This is a genomic window from Roseomonas acroporae (genome assembly GCF_023223525.1).
Classification (GTDB): Bacteria; Pseudomonadota; Alphaproteobacteria; order Acetobacterales; family Acetobacteraceae; genus Roseomonas_E; species Roseomonas_E acroporae.
Window position 1 is genome coordinate 1 of sequence record NZ_JALPRX010000017.1, and the last position, 22,633, is coordinate 22,633.

The 22,633-nt window shown below is 74.0% G+C and carries 18 protein-coding genes; 10 read left to right on the forward strand and 8 right to left on the reverse strand.

Going from position 1 to position 22,633, the window contains the following annotated elements; translation table 11 throughout:
* Positions 1-144 precede the first annotated feature (144 nt).
* The 3 genes from M0638_RS05105 to gyrA form a co-directional block, all read right to left on the reverse strand.
* A complete protein-coding gene (locus M0638_RS05105; RefSeq protein WP_248665885.1) occupies positions 145-663 on the reverse strand; it encodes a peptidylprolyl isomerase in 519 nt (172 codons plus the stop codon).
* Between the two features lie 317 nt (positions 664-980).
* A complete protein-coding gene (coaD, locus tag M0638_RS05110; protein WP_248665886.1) occupies positions 981-1,487 on the reverse strand; it encodes a pantetheine-phosphate adenylyltransferase in 507 nt (168 codons plus the stop codon).
* The gene (gyrA, locus tag M0638_RS05115; RefSeq protein WP_345892993.1) at positions 1,480-4,284 is read right to left on the reverse strand and encodes a DNA gyrase subunit A; all 2,805 of its coding nucleotides are present in this window, start codon (positions 4,282-4,284) and stop codon (positions 1,480-1,482) included. Before gyrA ends, coaD begins: the two co-directional genes overlap by 8 nt.
* 315 nt (positions 4,285-4,599) lie before the next feature.
* Between gyrA and M0638_RS05120 the strand changes: the two genes are divergently transcribed.
* On the forward strand, positions 4,600-6,150 hold the full coding sequence (locus M0638_RS05120; RefSeq protein ID WP_248665887.1) for an OmpA family protein: 1,551 nt from the start codon (positions 4,600-4,602) through the stop codon (positions 6,148-6,150).
* Between the two features lie 58 nt (positions 6,151-6,208).
* On the opposite strand, the gene ssb is transcribed toward M0638_RS05120, so the two are convergent.
* Complete coding sequence (gene ssb, locus M0638_RS05125) at positions 6,209-6,778, reverse strand: single-stranded DNA-binding protein (protein WP_248665888.1); 570 nt, start codon at positions 6,776-6,778, stop codon at positions 6,209-6,211.
* Positions 6,779-7,066: 288 nt separating this feature from the next.
* Here ssb and uvrA point away from each other — a divergent pair, with 288 nt between their 5' ends.
* On the forward strand, positions 7,067-10,054 hold the full coding sequence (gene uvrA, locus M0638_RS05130) for an excinuclease ABC subunit UvrA (protein ID WP_248665917.1): 2,988 nt from the start codon (positions 7,067-7,069) through the stop codon (positions 10,052-10,054).
* Between the two features lie 153 nt (positions 10,055-10,207).
* Here uvrA and M0638_RS05135 read toward each other — a convergent pair whose 3' ends face one another.
* Both M0638_RS05135 and M0638_RS05140 read right to left on the reverse strand, forming a co-directional pair.
* Positions 10,208-10,990: a hypothetical protein gene (locus M0638_RS05135; protein WP_248665889.1), complete on the reverse strand. Its 783-nt coding sequence runs from the start codon at positions 10,988-10,990 to the stop codon at positions 10,208-10,210.
* A 303-nt stretch (positions 10,991-11,293) separates the two neighbouring features.
* Positions 11,294-12,193 carry a squalene/phytoene synthase family protein gene (locus tag M0638_RS05140; RefSeq protein ID WP_248665890.1) on the reverse strand — a complete coding sequence of 300 codons (900 nt, stop codon included), beginning with the start codon at positions 12,191-12,193 and terminating at the stop codon, positions 11,294-11,296.
* Positions 12,194-12,418: 225 nt separating this feature from the next.
* Between M0638_RS05140 and M0638_RS05145 the strand changes: the two genes are divergently transcribed.
* Positions 12,419-13,054 carry a superoxide dismutase gene (locus M0638_RS05145; protein WP_248665891.1) on the forward strand — a complete coding sequence of 212 codons (636 nt, stop codon included), beginning with the start codon at positions 12,419-12,421 and terminating at the stop codon, positions 13,052-13,054.
* A gap of 167 nt (positions 13,055-13,221) precedes the next feature.
* On the opposite strand, the gene yajC is transcribed toward M0638_RS05145, so the two are convergent.
* Entirely contained in the window at positions 13,222-13,587 is a 366-nt protein-coding gene (gene yajC / locus M0638_RS05150) for a preprotein translocase subunit YajC (protein WP_248665892.1), read from the reverse strand.
* A gap of 346 nt (positions 13,588-13,933) precedes the next feature.
* Here yajC and M0638_RS05155 point away from each other — a divergent pair, with 346 nt between their 5' ends.
* From M0638_RS05155 to ftsY, 6 genes are all read left to right on the forward strand, one after another.
* Positions 13,934-14,794 carry an ATP-binding protein gene (locus tag M0638_RS05155; RefSeq protein ID WP_248665893.1) on the forward strand — a complete coding sequence of 287 codons (861 nt, stop codon included), beginning with the start codon at positions 13,934-13,936 and terminating at the stop codon, positions 14,792-14,794.
* Between the two features lie 5 nt (positions 14,795-14,799).
* Positions 14,800-15,858 carry an MBL fold metallo-hydrolase gene (locus M0638_RS05160; RefSeq protein WP_248665894.1) on the forward strand — a complete coding sequence of 353 codons (1,059 nt, stop codon included), beginning with the start codon at positions 14,800-14,802 and terminating at the stop codon, positions 15,856-15,858.
* 142 nt (positions 15,859-16,000) lie between these two features.
* Positions 16,001-16,855 carry a Hint domain-containing protein gene (locus M0638_RS05165; RefSeq protein ID WP_248665895.1) on the forward strand — a complete coding sequence of 285 codons (855 nt, stop codon included), beginning with the start codon at positions 16,001-16,003 and terminating at the stop codon, positions 16,853-16,855.
* Between the two features lie 353 nt (positions 16,856-17,208).
* Entirely contained in the window at positions 17,209-18,051 is an 843-nt protein-coding gene (gene dapF / locus M0638_RS05170) for a diaminopimelate epimerase (RefSeq protein ID WP_248665896.1), read from the forward strand.
* Positions 18,048-19,322 (forward strand): tRNA (N(6)-L-threonylcarbamoyladenosine(37)-C(2))-methylthiotransferase MtaB, encoded by a 1,275-nt coding sequence (gene mtaB, locus M0638_RS05175; RefSeq protein WP_248665897.1) that lies wholly within the window; start codon positions 18,048-18,050, stop codon positions 19,320-19,322. Before dapF ends, mtaB begins: the two co-directional genes overlap by 4 nt.
* Positions 19,323-20,031: 709 nt before the next feature.
* The gene (ftsY, locus tag M0638_RS05180) at positions 20,032-21,078 is read left to right on the forward strand and encodes a signal recognition particle-docking protein FtsY (RefSeq protein ID WP_248665918.1); all 1,047 of its coding nucleotides are present in this window, start codon (positions 20,032-20,034) and stop codon (positions 21,076-21,078) included.
* A 40-nt stretch (positions 21,079-21,118) separates the two neighbouring features.
* On the opposite strand, the gene M0638_RS05185 is transcribed toward ftsY, so the two are convergent.
* Positions 21,119-21,589, reverse strand: a complete 471-nt coding sequence (locus M0638_RS05185; protein WP_248665898.1) for a hypothetical protein — start codon at positions 21,587-21,589, stop codon at positions 21,119-21,121.
* Positions 21,590-21,696: 107 nt separating this feature from the next.
* Here M0638_RS05185 and M0638_RS05190 point away from each other — a divergent pair, with 107 nt between their 5' ends.
* Complete coding sequence (locus M0638_RS05190; protein ID WP_248665899.1) at positions 21,697-22,521, forward strand: creatininase family protein; 825 nt, start codon at positions 21,697-21,699, stop codon at positions 22,519-22,521.
* Positions 22,522-22,633: the final 112 nt, after the last annotated feature.

A 22,633-nucleotide genomic window follows, 5' to 3' on the forward strand; every position in this document is an offset into this window, starting at 1 on the left:
CATCCCAACCGCTCCTGCCCGGCGGCATCGCTCCGAAATCGTTTCGATCGTTCAGGGCCCGTTCGCCACGGGCGGGAGCGCCGTGGGCATCCCCGAGCGGGGCCGCCGGCCGGGCATCGGCCCCGCCGGCGGCCCCGGGCCGGATCAGTCGCGCACGTCGGCGGCGACGCGCAGACGCTTGATGCGGTCCGGATCGCGGACCTGGCCGTTGCCGCCCTGGCCGCGCTTGATCTTGTCCACCACGTCCATGCCGGAGACGACCCGGCCCCAGATGGTGTACTGGCCGTCCAGGCTCGGCGCCGGGGCGAACATGATGAAGAACTGGCTGTTCGCGCTGTTCGGGTTCTGGGTGCGCGCCGCCCCCACCACGCCGCGGATGAAGCGGTACTTGGTGGTGAACTCGGCGGGCAGGTCGGGCAGCGGGCTGCCGCCGGTGCCGGTGCCGGTCGGGTCGCCGCCCTGGGCCATGAAGCCCTCGATCACCCGGTGGAACGGCGTGTTGTCGTAGAAGCCCTGGCGCGCCAGGGTCTTGACCCGCTCCACGTGCTTGGGCGCCACGTCGGGCAGGAGCTGGATGGTCACGCGGCCATCCTTCAGATCCATCAGGAGGGTGTTCTCCGGATCCGTCGTGGTCTGGGCGGAGGCTGGCGTCTCGTCGCTCATGGCGATTCCCGTGGCGGCTAGGGTTGCGAGGAAGCTGCGTCGATCCAAGGCCGTGTGGTCCTTCGCTGCGATCCCCCCGCAGGGGTCGCGAGGGGCGGCCCGGGGGGACGGGTGTCGGCGGCACGGCAGGGCGTGCGCGCCCGCGGCTTTCGCCCGAGGCGGTCAGGCGAGGCCGGCTCCAGAGCAGGCCCCGGCCGGCCTGGAACCGGCCGGCCGGGTGAAGATGCCCGTGGAACCTCGGGCAGACGCTCTAGAGCATTTCCGGACGGGGTGGAATCGCCCCCCGGTCGATGCGACGGGATGGCGGACGGCCGGCCTCAGCCGCCGCCGCGCACCCGCGCCAGGGTCCGCTCCAGCGTCAGGGCCGGCACGAAGGTCGAGACGTCGCCGCCGAGCCGCGCGATCTCCTTGACGAAGCGCGAGGAGATGAACTGGTTCGTCTCGCTGGCCATCAGGAAGATGGTCTCGATCTCCGGGTCCAGGCGGCGGTTCATGCCGGCCATCTGCACCTCGTAGTCGTAGTCGGAGACGGCGCGCAGGCCGCGCACGATCATCTGCGCGCCGCGCTCGCGGGCGAAGTCGACCAGCAGCCCCTCGAAGGGCGCGACCTCGATCACCGTGCCGCAGCGGCGCGCGATCGCCTCGGTCTCGGCCCGCACCAGCTCGGCGCGCTCCTCCAGCGGGAAGAGCGGCCCCTTGCCGATGTTGATGGCGACGCCGACCACCAGCCGGTCGAGCAGCCGCGCGGCGCGGCCGATCACGTCGAGATGCCCGTTGGTGACGGGATCGAAGGTGCCGGGATAGAGACCGACCCTCTCAGCCATTGGACGCTTCCCCCTCGCCCTGCTCGTCGACCACGGGGAAGCAGCTCGTCACCCGTTCGCCCGCCTTGAGGCGCAGCAGCGTGACACCCATGGACTGCCGCCCGGTGATTCGCACCTGATCGGCCGGCAGACGTATCAAACCACCCCCGTCGGTGACCAGCATCACGTCGTCGCCGGGGCGCACCGGGAAGGTCGCGACCACCTCCCGGCCGGTGCGCCGGCTCAGCGTGATGCCGGTGATGCCCTGCCCGCCACGGCCGGTGACGCGGTACTCGTAGGCGGAGGAACGCTTGCCGAAGCCGGCATCGGTGACGGTGAGCAGGATCTCCTCGGCCGCCTCCATCTCGGCCAGGCGCTCCGGCGGCAGCGCCACCTCGGCGGCGACCTCGGCATCGTCCTCGGTGGGGGCCACCTCGGCCTCCTCCGCGCCGTTCGCCTCCGCCTCGGTCGCGCTGTTCGTCTCCGCGCCGTTCGTCTCCGCGCCGTTGCGCCGGCGCTGGCCGGCGCTGCGCAGATAGGCGGCGCGCTCCTCGGTGGAGGCGTCCACGTGGCGCAGCACGGAGAGCGCGATCACCGCGTCGTCGTTCAGCAGCCGGATGCCGCGCACGCCGGTCGAATCGCGGCCGGCGAAGACGCGCAGCGTGTCGGCATCGGCCACGAAGCGGATGGCGCGGCCGAGCCGCGTGCCGAGCAGCACGTCGTCGCCCTCGCGGCAGGTCTGCACGCCGATCAGCCTGTCCCCCTCGTCGAGCTTCATCGCGATCAGCCCGGAGGCGCGCACGTTGCGGAAGTCGGAAAGCCGGTTGCGGCGCACGTTGCCCAGCGCCGTCGCGAAGACGAGGTGCAGGTTCTCCCAGAGGGATTCGTCCTGCGGCAGCGGCAGCACCGCCGTCACCGCCTCGCTCTCCTGCAATTGGAGGAGCTGGCGCAGCGAGCGCCCCCTGCCCTGCGGCCCGGCCTCGGGCAGCTTCCACACCTTCTCGCGGAAGGCGATGCCGCGCGAGGTGAAGAACAGCACCCACTGGTGGGTGTGCGCGTTGAAGCTGCGCACCACCACGTCGTCCTGCCGCGTCTGCGCCGCCGAGCGGCCGCGGCCGCCGCGGTGCTGGGCGCGGAAAGTCTCGAGCGGCGTGCGCTTGACGTAGCCGTCGCGGGTGAGGGTGACGACCATCAGCCCGGGCTCGATCAGGCTCTCGTCGTCCTGGTCGGCGACGCCGTCCACGATCACGGTCTGGCGCGGGCTGGCGATCTGGCCGCGCACCGCGCGCAGCTCCTCGGCCATCAGCTCCATGCGGCGGACATGCGAGCCGAGGATGTCGAGCAGGTCGCGGATGCGCTCGCCCACCTCGTTCAGCTCGGCGTCGATCTTGTCGCGCTCGAGGCCGGTCAGGCGCTGGAGGCGCAGCTCCAGGATGCCGCGCGCCTGCGCCTCGGTCAGCCGCACCGTGCCCTCAGGCGAGACGACGTTGCCCTCGTCCTGGATCAGCGCCAGCAGCGCGCCCACGTCGCCCGCCGGCCAGTCGCGCGCCATCAGCGCGAGGCGCGCTGCGACCGCGTCCGGGCTCTGGCGGATCAGCCGGATCACCTCGTCGATATTGGCGACGGCGATGGCGAGGCCGATCAGCAGGTGGCCGCGCTCGCGCGCCTTGTTCAGCCGGAAGCGCGAGCGGCGGAGGATCACCTCCTCGCGGAAGCCGATGAAGGCGAGCAGCGCGTCCTTCAGCCCCATCTGCCGCGGCCGGCCCTCGTGCAGGGCCAGCATGTTGACGGCGAAGGAGGTCTGGAGCTGGGTGTAGCGGTAGAGGTGGTTCAGCACCACCTCCGGCGTCGCGTCCCGCTTCAGCTCGATCACGATCCGCATGCCGTCGCGGTCGCTCTCGTCGCGCAGGTCGGAGATGCCCTCGATCTGCTTGGCGCGCACCAGCTCGGCGATGCGCTCCAGCAGGCTCGACTTGTTCACCTGGTAGGGGATCTCGGTGACCACGATGGCGGTGCGGTTGCCGCGCATCTCCTCCAGATCCGCCTTGGCGCGCAGCGGCACGGAGCCGCGCCCGGTCTCGAAGGCCTGGCGGATGCCGGCGCGGCCGAGGATCAGCCCGCCGGTCGGGAAGTCCGGCCCGGGGATGATCTCCAGCAGCTGCTCCAGCGTGGTGTCGCGGTCCTCGATCAGCGCCAGGGTCGCGTCGATCACCTCGCCCGGGTTGTGCGTCGGGATGTTGGTCGCCATGCCGACGGCGATGCCGTTGGCGCCGTTCACCAGCAGGTTGGGGAAGGCGGCCGGCAGGACGCGCGGCTCCTCGGCGCTCTCGTCGTAATTCGGCTGGAAGTCGACCGTGTCCTCGTCGATCCCCTCCAGCAGCGCCGTGGCGGCACGGGCGAGACGGGATTCGGTGTAGCGCATCGCCGCCGGCGGATCGCCGTCGACGGAGCCGAAATTGCCCTGCCCGTCGATCAGCGGCACGCGCAGCGAGAAGGGCTGCGCCATGCGCACCAGCGCGTCGTAGATCGCGGCGTCGCCGTGCGGGTGGTACTTGCCCATCACGTCGCCGGTGATGCGGGCGGACTTGCGGTGCGGCTTGTCGTGGCTGAAGCCGCTCTCGTGCATCGAGAACAGGATGCGCCGGTGCACCGGCTTCAGCCCGTCCCGCGCATCCGGCAGGGCGCGCGAGACGATCACGCTCATCGCGTAGTCGAGGTAGGAGCGGCGCATCTCCTCCTCGAGGGCGACCGGCCGCGTCTCGTCGGGTCGCGTCCCGTCGGGGCGTTCGCCGCCGGGGCCCTCGGTGGTGTCACTCACGATGCAGGATCCAGCTCTCGGTTCGTCGGAGGATGCCCCGCCCGGGGCCGGTCGCGCACGGGTCCGGTCGGGTCGGTCGCGGAGCACTGCATGTAGGCGTGGACGCCCCGCAAGTAAACGAGAACACCGGAACGGACAGCGAACTTCGTGTCGAAATCGGTCGTCCGCCTACCGTCCGACGGCGGGCGCCGACGTGCTCCCCGACACGCTCCCCGACATGCTCCTGGCCGGCCATCGGCGGAACCCCTTGCGCCACGCTCCGTTGGCAAGGCGTATCACCAGGCACGGTTACGACGCCGACGGGAGGCAGGCCGCATGGCGCTGTTCGACACGCTGATCGACGAACTGGAAACGCATGTCGGCCTCGGCGGCCGGGCGGCGCCGCTGCTGCGGGCCGTGCTGCGCACCATCGAGGGCCACCAGGGTGGGCTGGCAGGCTTCCTGGACGAGGTCCGGGCCGCCGGCCTCGACGCGCTGGTGCCGGGCTGGCTCGGCCGTCCGGACGCCCCGGCCATCACCGCGCCACAGGCGCGGGCCGCCTTCGGGGATGGAATCGACGGCATCGCGCGGGAGGCCGGGCTGACGGCGGAGCGGACCGCCGAGGCGCTCGCCTACGCGCTGCCGAAGCTGGTCGGGCTGCTGACGCCGGACCGCGTGGTGCCGGCGTTCCTGCCCCCGGCCGCCGCCGCCTTCCTGGGTGGTACGGCCGGCACGGCGGCGTCCGCCACCACGGCCGCAACCACCACGGCCGCGGCGGGCGGCGCCGGCCGCTGGGCCCTGCCGCTGGTGGCCGCGCTGCTGGTGCTGGGCGGGCTCTGGTACTGGTTCGCCGGCCGCGGCGAGGAGCCGACGCGGACCGCCTCGGCCCCGCCGCCAGCCTCGCCCGCCACGCCGGCGTCGCCGTTCGCGACGGAGAGCCGGCTGTCCGCCGCCCCGCCCACGGCCACGGAGCAGGCGGCGGCCCCGCCGCCGGCCGCCCCCTCTCCCGCCCCGACAACGACCGCGCCGCCAGCGGCGACAACGGCCGCGCCGCCAGCGGCGACAACGGCCGCGCCGCCAGCGGCGACGACGAGCGCGCCCGGCATCCCGGCGCCGCCGTCCCGCCTCGCCGTGGAGCAGGGCGCCGACGGCATCGCGGTCTCCGGCACGGTGCCGGACGCCGGCACCCGCGACGCCGTGCTCGCCGCCCTGCGCGAGGCGTTCGGCGGCGGCGCGCCGCGCGGCGACATCACCGTGGACCCGGCGGCGGCGCCCCCCGCCTGGCTGCCGCGCCTCCAGCGCCTGCTGGCCGAAGCGAGGCAGGTGGGCGTGAGTCTGCTGCTCGAAGGGGACACCGTGGCCGTGGGCGGCGACGCGCCGCCGGCCGAGCGGGACCGGGTGATCGCCGCGCTGCGCGCGCTGGTCGGCGGCGCGCTACGGGTCGGGCCCATGCCGGACGAGGGCGAGATGGTCGAGGCCTCCGGCCGGCAGGCCGTCGCGGCGCTCGGCACGCTGCCGCAGGACACCACGGCGGCCGCCATCTCGGCGGTCCTTGATCGGGCGATCATCAACTTCGACACGGCCAGTGCCGAGGTTCCCGAAGGCGCCCGCGCCCTGCTCGCCGCCGCCGCCGAGCGGCTGCGACAGCTTCCGGCGGGCACGCGCATCGAGGTGGGCGGCCACACCGACAGCACCGGCGACGCGGCGCTGAACCGGCAATTGTCGGAGCGCCGGGCGGAAGCGGTGGTCGCCGCGCTGGTGCGCGACGGCGTGCCGGAGGCGATGCTCACGGCCAGGGGCTATGGCAGCGAGGAGCCGGCGGCGAGCAACGAGACCGCCGATGGCCGCTTCCGCAACCGCCGCATCAGCTTCCGCGTGCTGCCGTGAGCACGACCGGCTGAAGCGCGCGGCCCGTTCCCCCGCGCGGGGGGAACGGGCCGGCCGTTCAGAACGGGATCTCGTCGTCCAGGTCGCCGCCGCCCTTCGGCCTGTCCCAGCCACCGCCGCCGCCGCCGCGCGAGCCGCCCCCGGCGCCGCCGCGCGAGGCACCGCCGCCGGAGCGGCTGCCGCCTCCGCCACCCCCGCCATAGCCGCCACCGCCAGCACCGCCGCCACCGCCGTAGCCGCCGTCACCGTAGCCGCCGCCACCCCCGCCGCCCTCGCCGCGGCCGCCGAGCAGCGTCAGCTCGCCCTTGAAGCGGCCGATCACGATCTCGGTGGTCTCGCGCTCGTTGCCGTCCTTGTCGGTGTACTTGCGGGACTCGATCTGGCCCTCGATGTAGACGCTCGATCCCTTGCGCAGGTACTTCTCGGCGATCTCACCGAGCTTCTCGTTGAAGATCGCGATGCGGTGCCACTGCGTCTTCTCCTTGCGCTCGCCGGAGGCGCGGTCGTTCCAGCTCTCGCTGGTCGCGACGGAGAAGGTGACGACCTTGGACCCGTTCTGCATGTTCCGGGCCTCCGGGTCGCGGCCCAGATTGCCCACCAGGATCACCTTGTTGACGCTGCCGGCCATGCCCGCGCACCCTCGTCTGGAATCGTCGTTGCCGGGCGCCGCCGCGCCGGCCCCTGACGGCCGACGGGACGGGCCCGTGGAGGCGGAAGGCCGGTACGGGCCCCCGGGAATCGGTTGCGGCGCCGGTTGAGGAGGCGCCCCGCGCCCGGACCATAGCCGCCATGCCGCCCCCGTGAACAGCCCGGCGGGCAACAGGGCGGTATCCGCTTCCGTTCGTCCCAATATGATGGCAGAACCCTTCCCGCGCAAGAACGCAACGTGAACGAAACCCCCGGAGTGCCCCCCGGCATGGCGCAGCTCGGCCCGTCCAAAGGCCCCTCCCCCGACCGCCCCGCCGCCACCGGCGCCGGGCTGATCCGCGTGCGCGGGGCCCGCCAGCACAACCTGAAGTCGCTCGACCTCGACCTCCCGCGCGACACGCTGACCGTCATCACCGGCCTCTCGGGCTCGGGCAAGTCCTCCCTCGCCTTCGACACCATCTACGCCGAGGGACAGCGCCGCTACGTCGAGAGCCTCTCGGCCTACGCCCGGCAATTCCTCCAGCTCATGCAGAAGCCGGACGTGGACAGCATCGAGGGGCTGTCGCCGGCCATCTCCATCGAGCAGAAGACCACCTCGCACAACCCGCGCTCCACGGTCGGCACCGTCACCGAGATCCACGACTACATGCGCCTGCTCTGGGCGCGGGTCGGCGTGCCCTACTCCCCGGCCACCGGCCTGCCGATCGAGGCGCAGACGGTGAGCCAGATGGTGGACCGCGTGCTGGCCATGCCCGAGGGCACGCGGCTGCTGCTGCTCGCCCCGATCGCGCGCGGCAAGAAGGGCGAGTTCCGCAAGGAGCTGGCCGAGATCCAGCGGCGCGGCTTCGAGCGGGTGAAGATCGACGGCAAGCTCTACCGCGTCGAGGAGGCCCCGAAGCTCGACAAGAAGTTCAAGCACGACATCGAGGCGGTGGTGGACCGCGTGGTGGTGCGCGACGGCATCCAGTCCCGGCTCGCCGACAGCTTCGAGACCGCCCTCTCCCTCTCCGACGGCATCGCCTATGCCGAAGGCGCGGATGACGCGGCCCGCACCGTCTTCTCCTCGCGCTTCGCCTGCCCGGAATCCGGCTTCACCATCGAGGAGATCGAGCCCCGCCTCTTCTCCTTCAACTCGCCGCAGGGCGCCTGCCCGGTCTGCGACGGGTTGGGCATCCAGAGCTTCTTCGACGCAAGGCTGGTGGTGCCGGACGAGGGCCGTCCGCTTGCCGAGGGCGCCGTCGCCGCCTGGGCCGGCGGCGCCTCCTCGCCCTACTACGACCAGACGCTGGAGAGCCTGGCGCGCCACTACAAGGTGCGCATGACCACCCCCTGGGGCGAGCTGCCGCGCAACGTGCAGAAGGCGATCCTGCACGGCACCGGCACGGAGGTCGTCACCCTGCGCTACAAGGACGGACTGCGCGCCTACGACGTGAAGAAGTCCTTCGAGGGCGTGCTGCCCAACCTCGACCGGCGCTACCGCGAGGCCGACAATCCCTGGGTGCGCGAGGACCTCAACCGCTACCGCGCCGACAAGCCCTGCGAGGCCTGCCACGGCGCCCGGCTCAAGCCGGAGGCGCTGGCGGTGAAGGTGGCGGGCAGCCATATCGGCGCGGCCTCGGACCTCTCCATCCGCAAGGCGCTCGGCTGGTTCCAGGGCGTGATGCCGACGCTGACGCCGCAGCGCCAGGAGATCGCCCGGCGCATCCTCAAGGAGATTACCGACCGGCTGCAATTCCTGGTCGATGTCGGGCTCGACTACCTCTCGCTCGGCCGGTCCTCCGCTACCCTCTCGGGCGGCGAGAGCCAGCGCATCCGCCTCGCCTCGCAGATCGGCTCGGGCCTGACCGGCGTGCTCTACGTGCTGGACGAGCCCTCGATCGGCCTGCACCAGCGCGACAACGAGCGCCTGCTGACCACGCTGCGCCGGCTGCGCGACCTCGGCAACACGGTGCTGGTGGTCGAGCACGACGAGGACGCGATCCGCGCCGCCGACCACCTCGTGGACATCGGCCCGGCGGCCGGCGCCGGCGGCGGCCGCGTCATCGCCCAGGGCACGCCGGAGGAGGTGGCGCGCCACCCGGACAGCCTCACCGGCGCCTACCTCTCCGGCCGCCGCCGCATCGAGGTGCCGGCCGAGCGGCGCGCCCCCGATCCGGAGCGCCAGCTCCGCGTCGTCGGCGCGCGCGGCAACAACCTCAAGGACGTCTCGGCCGCGATCCCGCTCGGCACCTTCACCTGCGTCACCGGCGTCTCCGGCGGCGGCAAGTCCACGCTGGTGATCGAGACGCTCTACAAGGCGACGGCGCGCAAGCTGATGGGCGCCGGCACCATCCCCGCCCCGCACGACCGCATCGAGGGGCTGGAGCACCTCGACAAGATCATCGACATCGACCAGTCGCCGATCGGCCGCACGCCGCGCTCCAACCCCGCCACCTATACCGGCCTGTTCGCGCCGATCCGCGACTGGTTCGCCGAGCTGCCCGACTCACGGGCGCGCGGCTACAAGCCGGGCCGCTTCTCCTTCAACGTCAAGGGCGGCCGCTGCGAGGCGTGCCAGGGCGACGGCGTCATCAAGATCGAGATGCACTTCCTGCCCGACGTCTACGTCACCTGCGACGCGTGCAAGGGCAAGCGCTACAACCGCGAGACGCTGGAGGTGAAGTTCCGCGGCAAGTCCATCGCCGACGTGCTGGAGATGACGGTGGACGAGGGGGCGGAGTTCTTCTCCGCCGTCCCCGCCATCCGCGACAAGCTCCGGATGCTGAGCGAGGTGGGGCTCGGCTACATCCATCTCGGCCAGCAGGCGACGACGCTCTCGGGCGGCGAGGCGCAGCGCATCAAGCTGGCCAAGGAGCTCTCCCGCCGCGCCACCGGCCGCACCCTCTACATCCTCGACGAGCCGACCACCGGGCTGCACTTCGAGGATGTGCGCAAGCTGCTGGAGGTGCTGCACGCGCTGGTCAAGCAGGGCAACACGGTGGTGGTGATCGAGCACAACCTGGAGGTCATCAAGACCGCCGACTGGATCCTCGACCTCGGCCCCGAGGGCGGCGAGGGCGGCGGGCGGATCGTCGCGGAAGGCACGCCGGAGCAGGTGGCGGCGGCGCCGGAGAGCCATACCGGCCGCTTCCTGGCGCCGCTGCTGGCCCCGGCGGCCGATGCCGGTGGCCGCATCGCGGCGGTCCCGGAAGCGCCACCGGAGGCGCCCCTGGAAGCCCCCCTGGAAGCCCCGGTCAGGCAGCGGCGCCGGGCCTGACCGTCCGGAGAGCGCGCCCGGTGCCTTCCGGAAGGCCCGGGTCGTTCTCATGCTCACGATGGCGTTCGCTGCCCCATCCGGGGCTCTGCCCCAGAGCCCGCGAAGGGGCGAAGCCCCCTTTGCGGGAGAGGCCGGGCAATTCCGTCACTCGTCTCAGGCCGCCGGGCGCAGCGCCTCGCTGGGGCGCAGCCCGTCGGGCAGCAGGGGCTCCGGGCGCAGCGCCTCGGCCAGCACCTGGCGCCGCTCCTCCTCCGTCAGGTCGAGCCAGGACAGGGCGGAATCCATCGGCACGGCGCGGCCGCCGCCGGCCGGCATCACGGCCAGGATGGTCTTGCCGCCGAGCCACAGGGGCTGGGCCTTGCTCGCCGGCCAGATGCCGCTCCGCACCCGGCCGCCGGCATCCTTGTGGTGGATGATCCAGGCGCCCTTCTGGGTGCCCGACAGGCGCACCGGCACGGGCACCAGCACCTTGCCGTCCAGCTCGCGGCGCGCGGTCTGCCAGAGCCCGCCGCCCAGCAGCAGCCGCGCGCTGCCGACCAGGCCCGCCAGCAGCGCCACCGCGATCACGGCGAGGGTCAGGGCACGGTTCCAGAGGGTGTCGAGGGCCAGGTCGGTGGTGCCGAGCTCGGGCCGGGTGGGGTCGGCGAGGACGGTGGCGGCGTGGCCGCCGAAATTCACGTCCGTGAAGAGGTAGTGCAAGTCGCGGCTGAATTCCCTTCCGCCGCGATCCACCTGATAGCGGATTGACGTCCGGCAATCGACCAGGCCCAGTCGCGGCTTGCACTGCCCCTCGACGACCCGCCCCTCGCCGATCTGCACCGCGGTCTCCCGGATCGCGAAATCGGTGGCCAGGGCCGGAATCAGGGCCTGCCCCGCGAGCGCCATGACGGCGAGGCAGGACAGGACGCCCGCCAGCCCGAAGGCCCGCGTCGCCATTCCGCCCATCGGGGGGCGCAGGCGCATCGGCCGGGTGGGGAAGCTGCGCAGGAACGACCGTTCCCCCGTGCCCGGGAGAGGCGCCGCGATACTCCGGGACAGGTGTTGAACGGCTTCCAGCATCTCCAAGCTCCTCTGAAGCCCGCTTTGTTCATGCGGGTTCATTCTTTTTGGATGACCGCGCTCAGATTTTGATCTTCTTCCGTAAACGGACTGTCATTCTAGACGGATGATCGCCGAATCACGAAATTGTGCGCTCGGTAAGCTTGCCGGCCACGGCCCGAACCCAGCCTCGAGGTGTGTTCATACCTTGCCGCGCAACCCATGGGCTGTGACAGCCAAGCGATCCGCAATCCCTCGCCGCGCGATGCCGGTAGCAACACGACCTGCGGCTACCCGCCGCAGTCGCGCGAGGTCCCGCCTTGCCAATACCCCGGGCAGCGCCGCGGCGATAGCGAATCGAGGAATGCCCGCCGCGCGCCCCTGGTCGAGCCAGCCTCCGCCCAGCGCGGCGAGGTCGCGGATGGTCGCCGCCACGGGGGCGGCATGCGGATCCCGCAGCACCGCCTCCGTCGTGGTGCCGTGCTCCGCCAGCGCGTCGGCGGGCAGCAGGCAGCGCCCCTGCCCGGCCAGCGCCGCGACGCTGCGCAGCACGCCCGCCAGGCCGTAAGCGGCGCCCAGCGCCTGCAGGCCCGCCAGGGCGCCCCCGGACGCGCCGAGCAGCCGCCCGGACGCCACGGCCAGCCCGCCGGAGGTGCCACGCAGATAGGCGGCGAAAGCCTCGCGCGACGGGATCGCCTCGTCCGCCTCGGCCTCGCGCGCGTCGATCATCGCGTCGAGATCGGCGGCATCCAGGGTTCCGTCGCGGATCCAGCCGCCGACCGGTCCCGCCACCTCGTGCCGCCGGCCGCCGCCCGCCGCCGCCTCCGCCACCGCGTCCCGCCACCACTGCAGGCGGATCAGCGCCAGCATCGGGTTGCTCGCCACCTCCCGCGCCCGCGCCAGCTCGTGGTTGAAGGCGATCAGGCCGAACAGCGGCTCGCGCTTCGCGGGCGGCGCGAACAGGGCGCAGAGGAAGCGGTCCGGATCGGCCCGGCGCGCCGCCTCGCCGAGCGGCGACAGGGAGGGGGGAGACAGGGAGGGGGGATTGCGGCCGGTCGGGACGGCACCCGGCGACGCGGAAGATTCGGGACGTTCGGCCATGCCGCGCGTTACTGTCGCGGATGCCGGCCGCGCAAGCGCCCATGCCGGCGCCCTCGGGCCGATCGCCGCGCGCCATCGCCGATGCGGGTCGGGTGAAGCCGGCGTTGCAACCGGCACGCTTGCTTGACCTGTCCCGGCACGCCGCCTAGGTCAATCGCGGCTTCCGGAAGGGTCCGGTGGCCGCTGCCCGACTCCGATCCTCCAGCCCCCGGGAGAGAAGCCACCATGGCTTTCAGCCTGCCGCCGCTTCCCTACGACACCTCCGCCCTCGCCGCCTCCGGCATGTGCCAGGAGACGCTGGAACTGCACCACGGCAAGCACCACCAGGCCTACGTCACCGCGCTGAACGGCTTCGTCGAGAGCAAGGGCCTCGCCGGCAAGTCGCTCGAGGAGATCGTCAAGGGGTCCTACGGCAAGGACGACGCCGCGCCGGTCTTCAACAACGCCGGACAGCACTGGAACCACATCCTGTTCTGGCAGGTGATGAAGCCCGGCGGCGGCGGCGACAGCCTGCCGGGCAAGATCGGCCCCAAGATCGAGCAGGACTTCGGCTCGCTCGCGCAGTTCAAGGAGCAGTTCAAGGCGGCCGGCATCGGCCAGTTCGGCTCCGGCTGGGCCTGGCTGATCCTCGACCCGGCCGGCAAGCTCAAGATCACCAAGACCCCGAACGGCTCCAACCCGCTCGCGACCGGCGAGGGCACGCCGCTGCTCGGCGTGGACGTGTGGGAGCACTCCTACTACGTCGACTTCCGCAACCGCCGCCCCGACTACCTCCAGAACTTCATGGACAAGCTGATCAACTGGGAGGTCGTCGAGGGCTTCCTGCAGAACGGCGGCATGAAGTCCGGCCAGTCGGCCTGAACCCGACCGGCCCCGGGACCGCCCCCGGCGCGGCGACGCGGCGCCCGGGGTGCGGTGTCCGGGGTGCGACGCCTGGGGTGCGGCGCCTGGGGCGCGGCCCGCCGGAACGGAAACGGCCCGGCGCGGAGACCATCCGCGCCGGGCCGTCGCGTTCCTGACGCCGCGGATCAGCTCTTCGAGACGTCGATCGTCGGCTTCGTGGAATCGTTCGCCGGCATCGGCTTCAGCACGTCGCTGATGGTGCCGCGCAGGACCGAGACGCGCACGTTCGGCGCGATGTCCACCTCGACCTCGTCGGCGCCTTCCTTCACGCGCGCCACCGTGCCGATGATGCCGCCCGCCGTGATCACGCGGTCGCCGCGCTTGATCTGGGCGAGCAGCGCGCGGTGCTGCTTGGCGCGCTGCTGCTGGGGGCGGATCAGCAGGAAGTAGAACACGCCGAAGATCAGGACCAGCGGCAGGAACTGCGCCAGCATCCCGGTGGCGGTGGCGGCGCCGTCCTGCGCCCAGGCGGGAGAGATGAGGGAGAACATCGGGGTCCGGCTCCGTGGACTGGGCCCGGCCTTGGGCCGGGCGGCGTTGTGGCCACGCCGCCAGCGCCGGCCGGACGGAAGGTCCGCCCGCGCGGCGCCGCGCGCGTGGTGGGACCGGGACGGCCCGGCGCGGCCCGGCACCGAGGTGGCGGCCCGGAAACGCCCCGGCTGACCGTCCCGGCTTCCCGCCGGCGGCCCGGGACGGGTCCCCGGGCGCCCGGGACGGGCGCCGGCGGCCGCCGCGGGCTGCGACTTGCGGGAGAAGGGCGGCGCACCCTAGCTTCCCGCCCCCCAGCGTCAATACCACGCGTCGCTGCCAACCACCGCTGCCCGGAACCGCCGTCCGATGGATCACGCCTTGCTGCCGGCCCTCACCCGCATCGCGGAGGCGCTGGACCGCCTCAGCCCGCCGGCGGCCGCCTCGCCCTCGCTGAAGGGCGCCGACGCCTTCGTCTGGCATCCCTCGCCGCGCCCGCGCCTGCAGCCCGTGCGGCGCGTCGCGGCGGTGGGGATCGGGCTGCTGCAGGGCATCGACCGGCAGAAGGACATCCTGGTCGAGAACACGCTGCGCTTCGCGCGCGGCCTGCCGGCCAACAACGTGATGCTCTGGGGCGCGCGCGGCATGGGCAAGTCCTCGCTGGTCAAGGCGGCGCACGCCGCCGCCAACCAGGCGGTCCCGGGCAGCCTCGCCCTGATCGAGATCCACCGCGAGGACATCCGCACCCTGCCCGACCTGCTCAACATCCTGCGCGAGCAGCCGCGCCGCGCCCTGGTGTTCTGCGACGACCTCTCCTTCGAGAAGGACGACGCCGACTACAAGGCGCTGAAGTCGGTGCTGGACGGCGGCATCGAGGGCCGGCCCGCCAACGTGCTGTTCTACGCCACCTCCAACCGCCGCCACCTGATGGCGCGCGACATGATCGAGAACGAGCGCAGCACCGCGATCAGCCCGGGCGAGGCGGTGGAGGAGAAGGTCTCGCTCAGCGACCGCTTCGGCCTCTGGATCGGCTTCCACAACTGCGACGGCCCGACCTACCACGCCATGGTGGCGGGCTACGTCGCGGCGCTCGGCATCGCGGTCGACCCCGAGACGCTGCGGCGCGAGGCGAACGAGTGGCAGGTGACCCGCGGCAGCCGCTCCGGCCGCGTCGCCTGGCAGTTCGTCACCGACCTCGCCGGCCGCCACGGGGTGGCGCTGCCGGGCTGAGCCCGATGCCCGCCCCGGCAGCGCCGGACGCCCCCGGCCCGGCCACGCCGCTCCTCGACGCGCTGGCGGCGCGCCTCGGCCACCGTCCCGGCGCGCAACGCCGGGACGGGCGTTTCCTCAACCCCGACGGGACGCCCGCCGGGCGCTCGCTGGCCGAGGTCTGGCGCCTGATGCGCGAGGGCGGCGGCACGCCCTGGCCGGAACGGGTGGAGGATCCGCCCTTCCCGCCGCCGCCCGCCACGGTGCCGCCCGGCCATGCCGCCGTCACCTTCATCGGCCACGTCACCTTCCTGATCCGGCTGCCGGACGGCTTCACCTGCCTGACCGACCCGATGTTCAGCGAGCGGGCGAGCCCCTTCCGCCGCCACGGCCCCCGCCGGCACCGCGCCCCCGGCCTCGCCCTGGAGGCCCTGCCGCGGATCGACGCGGTGCTGCTCAGCCACAACCACTACGACCACATGGACCTGCCGAGCCTGCGCCGGCTGCACGCCCGCGACCGGCCGCTGCTGGTCACGGGCCTCGGCAACGGCGCCTACCTCGCGCGCAAGGGCGTCCCGGGGGCGGTGGAACTGGACTGGTGGCGCTCGGCGCCGCTGCCGGGCGGGCACGTCGCCACCTACCTGCCGATGCGCCACGCCTCGGCGCGCGGCCTGGGCGACCGCAACCGCATGCTCTGGGGCGGCTTCGCGCTGAGCACCGCCGGGGGCGGCCGCCTGCTCTTCACCGGGGACACCGCCCACGGCGCCCATCTCGCCGAGATCGGCGAGGCGCTCGGCCCGTTCGGCCTGGCCCTGCTGCCGATCGGCGCCTACGAGCCGCGCTGGTTCATGGACGCGGTGCACGTGGACCCCGAGGAGTCGGTCGCCGCCTTCCAGGCCGTGCGGGCACGGACGGCGCTCGCCATGCATTTCGGCACCTTCCGCCTGACGCGCGAGCCGATCGACGAACCGGCCCGGCGACTCGCGGCGGCGAGGCAGGCGGCCGGCCTGCCGGAGGCGGCATTCCTCGTGCCGGGCGTGGGGCAGACCGTGATCCGCGACCTCGCGGCCGGGGAGCCCGCGTGACGCGCCGGCGGGCCGGTGCCGGCCCCGCGCGCGGCAGGTGACGTCATCGTGATCGGGTTCGGCGTTGCCAGCCGCCGCTCCCGGAATCCTATAAGATTTCATCATACCGTGTGCGTGAGCGCAGGCGGCAGCAGGAGGTCCCGTGTCCGGATCCGTCGATCAGCTCAACCAGATCCTCCAGCAGGTCCAGGAGATCTCCCTCCAGATCCAGCAGCTGCTCAGCATCGAGCCGGTCGACGAGGCCGCCGTGGCCGAGTTGCAGCGGCAGGCGCAGACGCTGCTCCAGGAAGCCTCGCAGATCGTGTCCACCCTCTGCTTCCTGCACGGCACGCGCATCCTCACCACGCGCGGCGAGGTGGCGGTCGAATCGCTGCGGATCGGCGACGAGGTGGTCACCCCCGGCGGCCCGGCCGCCACCATGCCCATCCGCTGGATCGGCCGGCAGCATCGCGACGGTCTCCAGGCGCTCTGCATGCAGCCGGTGCGAATCCGCGCCGGGGCCCTCGGCGAGGGGATGCCGCACCGCGACCTGCTGGTCTCCGCCGACCACTGCCTGCATCTCGACGGCCATCTCGTGCCGGCGAAGCTGCTGGTGAACGGCGTCACTATCCTGGCCGAGGCCGGCCACGCGACGGTGGACTACGTGAACATCGAGCTCGACCGCCATGCCGTCGTGCTGGCGGAGGGCGCCGAGACCGAGAGCTATCTCGACTGCGGCAACCGCGCCCGCTTCGACAATGCCGGCGAGCCCTGCGAATGGCTCGACCGGCGCGGCCCGCGCGACTGGAACGCCTGGAACGACGGCACCGCCTTCGCGCCGCCGCTCTGGGACGGGCCGAGGCTCGACGCGCTGCGCGCCCGGCTCCTGGCGCGCGCCCTGTCCGACGGCCGCGCCCCGGCCGCCCGCCCGGCATCCGCCATGCCGCCCTTCCCCGCGCCGGTCGCCCCCTTCCCGGCCATCGGCGGCGCCCCGGCCGGGAACGCCATCGCCGCCTGATCCCCGCGGCGGCGTTCGCCGCCCCGTCCGGAGCGCCGCCCCGGACCCCGCGCCGGGAACCGTGGGCGCGGCCCGTCGGGACCCTGCCGCGCCCGGCGGCGGGCCGGACGATCCCGCCATCCGCGTGAGGCCGGCCCGGCGCACGGGCGTGTCGGGCCGGGCCTGCCTTCCCGCCGCCGGGCGGCGGAGCGCGACCTCCGGCCACCCGGCCCGTGCCCGATCCGGCCGCATGCGCCGCCCCCGGCCCCTTCCCTCCGCGGGCGGGCGAGGCGGCGCACCCATCCTCTCCCGGCACGACAGCCCGGCGCCGCCCCCCCTTGGAGCCTGCCTCCCGCCAGGGCATATCCGCCGGCATGACGCCTTTCGTGAAGATGCACGGCCTGGGCAACGACTTCGTCATCATGGACGGTCGTCGCTCGCCGCTCGGCATCACCCCGGCCCGCGCCGCCGCCATCGCCGACCGCCGGCACGGCGTCGGCTGCGACCAGCTGATCGTGCTGGAGCCGGCCGCCGACGGGACGCCCGGCGAGCCGGGGGCCTTCATGCGCATCCTGAACCCGGACGGCTCCGAGGCCGGCGCCTGCGGCAACGCCACGCGCTGCGTCGCCCACCTGCTGTTCGGGGAGGCGGGCGCCGACCGCGCCACGATCCGCACCGTCTCCGGCCTGCTGCCGGCGACGCGCGGCGCCGACGGCCGCATCACCGTGGACATGGGCCCGCCCCGGCTCGACTGGCAGTCGGTGCCGCTGGCCTTCCCCGCCGACACGCTGCACCTGCCCCTCTCCCGCGGTCCGGTCGCCGACCCCGCCGCCTGCTCGATGGGCAACCCGCACGCCACCTTCTTCGTGCCGGCGCTCGACGCGCTGCCGCTCGCGGCGATCGGCCCGTCGCTGGAGCACGACCCGATCTTCCCCGAGCGCGCCAACATCGGCTTCGTCCAGGCGATCGCCCCCGACCATCTGCGCCTTGCCGTCTGGGAGCGCGGCGCCGGGCTGACGCTCGCCTGCGGCTCCGGTGCCTGCGCGGCGCTGGTGAACGCGCATCGCCGCGGCCTCGCCGCGCGGCGCGCCACGGTGGCGCTGCCCGGCGGCGAGCTGGTGATCGAGTGGCGCGAGACCGATGGCCACGTGCTGATGACCGGCCCCGTCGCCACGGCCTTCACCGGCGCGCTCGACCTCGACGGCTACCCGGCATGAGCGAGTCCGCCCCCGCCGCTCCCCCGGCTCCGGTCGAGGTGCTGACCTTCGGCTGCCGCCTCAACACCTACGAGTCGGAGGCGATGCGCGACCTCGCCACCCGCGCCGGCCAGCCCGCCGGCACGGTGGTGGTGAACACCTGCGCCGTCACCGCCGAGGCGGAGCGCCAGGCGCGCCAGGCCATCCGCCGCGCCCACCGCGACAACCCGCAGGCGCGCATCCTCGTCACCGGCTGCGCCGCGCAGATCGCGCCGGAGCGCTGGGCCGCCCTGCCCGGCGTCGCCCGCGTGATCGGCAACGCCGAGAAGCTGAAGCCGGAATCCTGGACCCCCGGCGCCGCCCCGGCCCCCGTCTCCGACATCATGGCGGCGCGCGAGACGGCGGCGCACCTCGTCACCGAGTTCGCCGGCCGCGCCCGCGCCTTCGTGCAGGTGCAGCAGGGCTGCGACCACCGCTGCACCTTCTGCGTCATCCCCTACGGCCGCGGCCCCTCGCGCTCCGTCCCCATCGGCGCCGTGGTGGAGCAGACCCGCGCCCTGGTCGCCGCCGGGTACAACGAGGTGGTGCTGACCGGCGTCGACATCACCAGCTACGGGCCGGACCTGCCGGGGCGACCGGGCCTCGGCCAGCTCTGCCGCCGCCTGCTGGCGCTGGTACCGGAGCTGCCGCGCCTGCGACTCTCCTCGCTCGACGTGGTGGAGATGGACGAGGACCTCTGGCGCCTGGTCGCCGAGGAGCCGCGCCTGATGCCGCACCTGCACCTCTCGCTCCAGCATGGCGCCGACCTGATCCTCAAGCGCATGAAGCGCCGCCACCTGCGCGCCGACGCGCTCGCCTGCGTCCGCCGCGCCCGCGCGCTGCGCCCGGAGATCGCCTTCGGCGCCGACTTCATCGCCGGCTTCCCGACCGAGACGGAAGCGCATTTCGCCGAGACCCTGTCGCTGGTCGAGGAGGCGGGGCTGAGCTTCCTGCACGTCTTCCCCTACTCCGAGCGCCCCGGCACCCCGGCCGCCCGCATGCCCGCCCTGCCCGTCGCCGTGCGGCGCGAGCGCGCGTCGCGGCTGCGCGCGGCCGGGCAGGAAGCGGCGCGCCGGCTCTACGAGGGGCGCGTCGGCCGCGAGGAGACCGTGCTGCTGGAGCGCGAGGATCGCGGCCATACCGAGCAGTTCGTGCCGCTTCGCCTCGTGCGCGGCGCGGCGCGCCCCGGCGAGCTGCGCCGGCTGCGCGTGCTCGGCGTGGAGAACGAGGGCTTGCTGGCGGAGGCCGCGTGACATGGCGCTGAGGGAATGGCTGAGCCGCCTGCGCGGCGACCAACCGAAGCCGGCGCCCGAGCCGCCGCCCGAGCGGCAGCTCCCGGCGGGTGCCGTGCCGACGCCGCCGCTGCAGCCGCCGCCGATCACCACCCCGCCCGGGCAGCCGCCGGTGCCGGAGCCGCCGCAGGGTCCCCCCACGCTGCTGCGGCCGCCCGTCCCGGCCGCGCCGCCCACCCTGCCAGTGCCGCCGCCCTTCACCGCGCCGAGCCCCACCCTGCGCCCGGAGGCCGACCCGGCCGGCGGCATCACCGGCCCGATCCCGCCCGAGCCGCCGCCCGGCGCCGATCTGGTGCCGCCCGCCGACGACGCCGCGGCGCTGCGCGAGGCGGAGGCGACGCTGGAGCGGGTGCTGCACCCGCCGCCGCCCGCCGCGCGCGGCGGCCTGTTCGGCCGCATCCTGGGCCGCGAGGAGGCGCCGCTCCCCGGCGCCGAACCGACGCCGGCCCCGACGACGTCACCCGAAGGGCCCGCCGGAGAAGCCCCCGGGGCATCCGGTGCGACATCCTCTGGGACTTCCTATGGGACATCCCCTGGGACGCCGCCTGGAGCCCCGCCCGCTGAGGCGCCCCTCGCCGCCCCGCCGACCGCTCTCGACGCCGGTCCGGGCCTGCCCCCCGCCGTGCTTCCCCCGGCATCCCCCCCGGTGGCACCGTCGGCCCCGCCGCCCATGGCGCCGCCTGCCCCGGCCCCCGCGGCCGGGGCGCCGGTGCCCGCCGCCTTCGTGCCGCCCCCGCCGCCAGTCGCGCCGACCTTCACGCTCGGCACGCCCGCGCCGGCGCCGGAGCCCGCCGCGCGGGGCGGCTTCTTCGGCCGGCTGAAGGCGGGCCTGTCCCGCTCGACCCAGCGCCTGACCGAGAGCCTCACCGGCCTGTTCCAGAAGCGCCGGCTGGACGAGGAGGCGCTGGAGGAGCTGGAGGAGACGCTGATCGCCGCCGATCTCGGCGTCGCCGCCTCCCGACGCATCGTCGAGCGCTTCCGCAGCACCCGCTTCGGCCGCGAGGTGACGGAGCAGGAGGTGAAGGAGGCGCTGGCCGACGAGATCGCCGCCATCCTGCGCCCCGTGGCGCGGCCCATGCCGCTCGACCCCGCGTGCGCCCCGCACGTGGTGCTGGTGGTCGGCGTCAACGGCACCGGCAAGACCACCACCATCGCCAAGCTCGGCCAGCAGTACCGCGAGCAGGGGCTGGTCACGATGTTCGCCGCCGGCGACACCTTCCGCGCCGCCGCCGTGGAGCAGCTCCAGATCTGGGGCGAGCGCACCGGCTGCCCGGTGGTGGTGCCGGCCAAGGAGGGCGCCGACGCCGCCGGCCTCGCCTACGACGCGCTGAGCCGCGCCAAGTCGGAAGGCGCGCAGGTGCTGCTGATGGACACGGCCGGACGCCTGCACAACAAGTCGGCGCTGATGGAGGAGCTGCGCAAGATCGTGCGCGTGATCCGCCGGCTGGACCCCGACGCGCCGCATTCCGTGCTGCTGGTGCTGGACTCGACCACCGGCCAGAACGCCCTGCAGCAGGCCCGGGTGTTCAAGGAGATGGTGGACGTCACCGGCCTCGCCGTCACCAAGCTGGACGGCTCGGCCAAGGGCGGCGTGGTGGTGGCGCTGGCCGAGGAATTCGGCCTGCCCGTGCACATGGTGGGCGTCGGCGAGAAGGCCGCCGACCTGCGCCCCTTCGATGCGCGGGACTTCGCGCGGTCTCTGGTCGGGCTGGAATAGGACGGCTCCCGGCAGGCACCCCGTCCGTCGGCGATCCGCCCTACCCGCCACCCTGGCCGGCGGCCAGGAACGCGCCGACGGCGCGTGGCCCCCGGTGCCATTCCGCCTGCTGGCCCGGCGCCGGGCCGCGCCAGCCCAGCGTCTCCCGGTCGTCGACCTGCTCGTGCCGGTAGAACAGCATCGCGTCGGCACCTTCGCGGTTGCGCAGCCGCAGCGTCACGGTGGCGACGGGCCGGCAGCCGGTCGCGCCCCAGCGGACGACCGCGCGGGCCTCCGCGCGGTCGTCATGACGGCCGGCCAGCCGCTCCCGCAGCCGGCGTGCCGCCTTGCGGCCCAGGCAGTCCAGCTCCGCCGCCGGCCGATCGATCATCGCCTCCACGGACCAGGTGCTGCCATCCTGCCGCAGCGCCAGCCTGTCGCAGCCGGCGAGTTCGCCGAGCCAGCCCGGCAGCGACGTCGCCAGGCCCGGGTCCGGATCGGGCCCCCGCAAGCACTCGATTCCGGTATCCATGCCGTGTCCTCCGCCTGGCGCGACGGGCGGAGTATCGGCCGGGAAGCGTTAACGACCGCCTCGCATGGCGCAGGGGCTGCCGGCCAGCCGGCGACAAGGAGGAGATCGTGGTGGAATGCCGCTGGGAAAGGCTCACGGCCCCGGAATTGCGGGCGCTGGCCCTGCGGGACGCGCTGGCGGTGCTGCCGGTGGCGAGCCTGGAGCAGCACGGCCCGCACCTGCCGGTCTGGACCGACAGCCAGATCGGCCACAGCGTCGCCCTGCGCGCGGCCGGGCTGGTGGCCGGGACGCAGGGCGGGGAGGCGGCCGGGATGCCGGCCGTGGTGCTGCCGCCTCTCTGGCTGGGCCTTTCCGCCGAGCATCTCCCGTTCGGCGGCACGATCAGCCTGGACCACGCCACCCTCCATGCCGTGCTGCGCTGCGTCTGCCGCTCGCTGCGCGCGGAAGGGTTCCGGCGGCTGCTGCTGGTCGACAGCCACGGCGGCAACGCCGAATCGCTCGCCGTCTCGGTGCGGGAGCTGGCGCTGGAATTCGCCATGCCGGTGGTGGTGGCGCATCTGGCGCGGCTGGCGACGGCCGCGGTCTCGGCGATCCTGGAGCGCCAGACCGGCATCCGCCACGCCTGCGAGGCGGAAACCAGCCTGTGGCTGGCGATCGACCCGGCGCAGGTACGGACCGGCGAGATCGCGGCCGAGTACCCGGAGCGCGGGATCGCCGATCCGCCCGGCCTGGACCGCGCGCTCAGCTTCGCCGAACGGGCGCCGGGAACGGGAGTGCGCGGCGACCCGCGCGCGGCGACCGCCGAGAAGGGCGAACGGCTCCTGTCGGCGCTGGCCGGGGCGCTGGCGGACGTGATCCGCGACCCCGCCCTGTGGACGCCGCCCGACCCGGTCTGGGAGGTCGGCCGCGCGCTCCGCGACGATCCGGCATGATCCGCAGGTCCCGGTCGGCGGCCCCCGAAGCCGTTCCAGACCCCTGGTCCGGCGCGCTTTCGAGCCGCTGAACGCGCTCGGCCTGGAAATGCTCCGTTGCCGGCCCGATCAG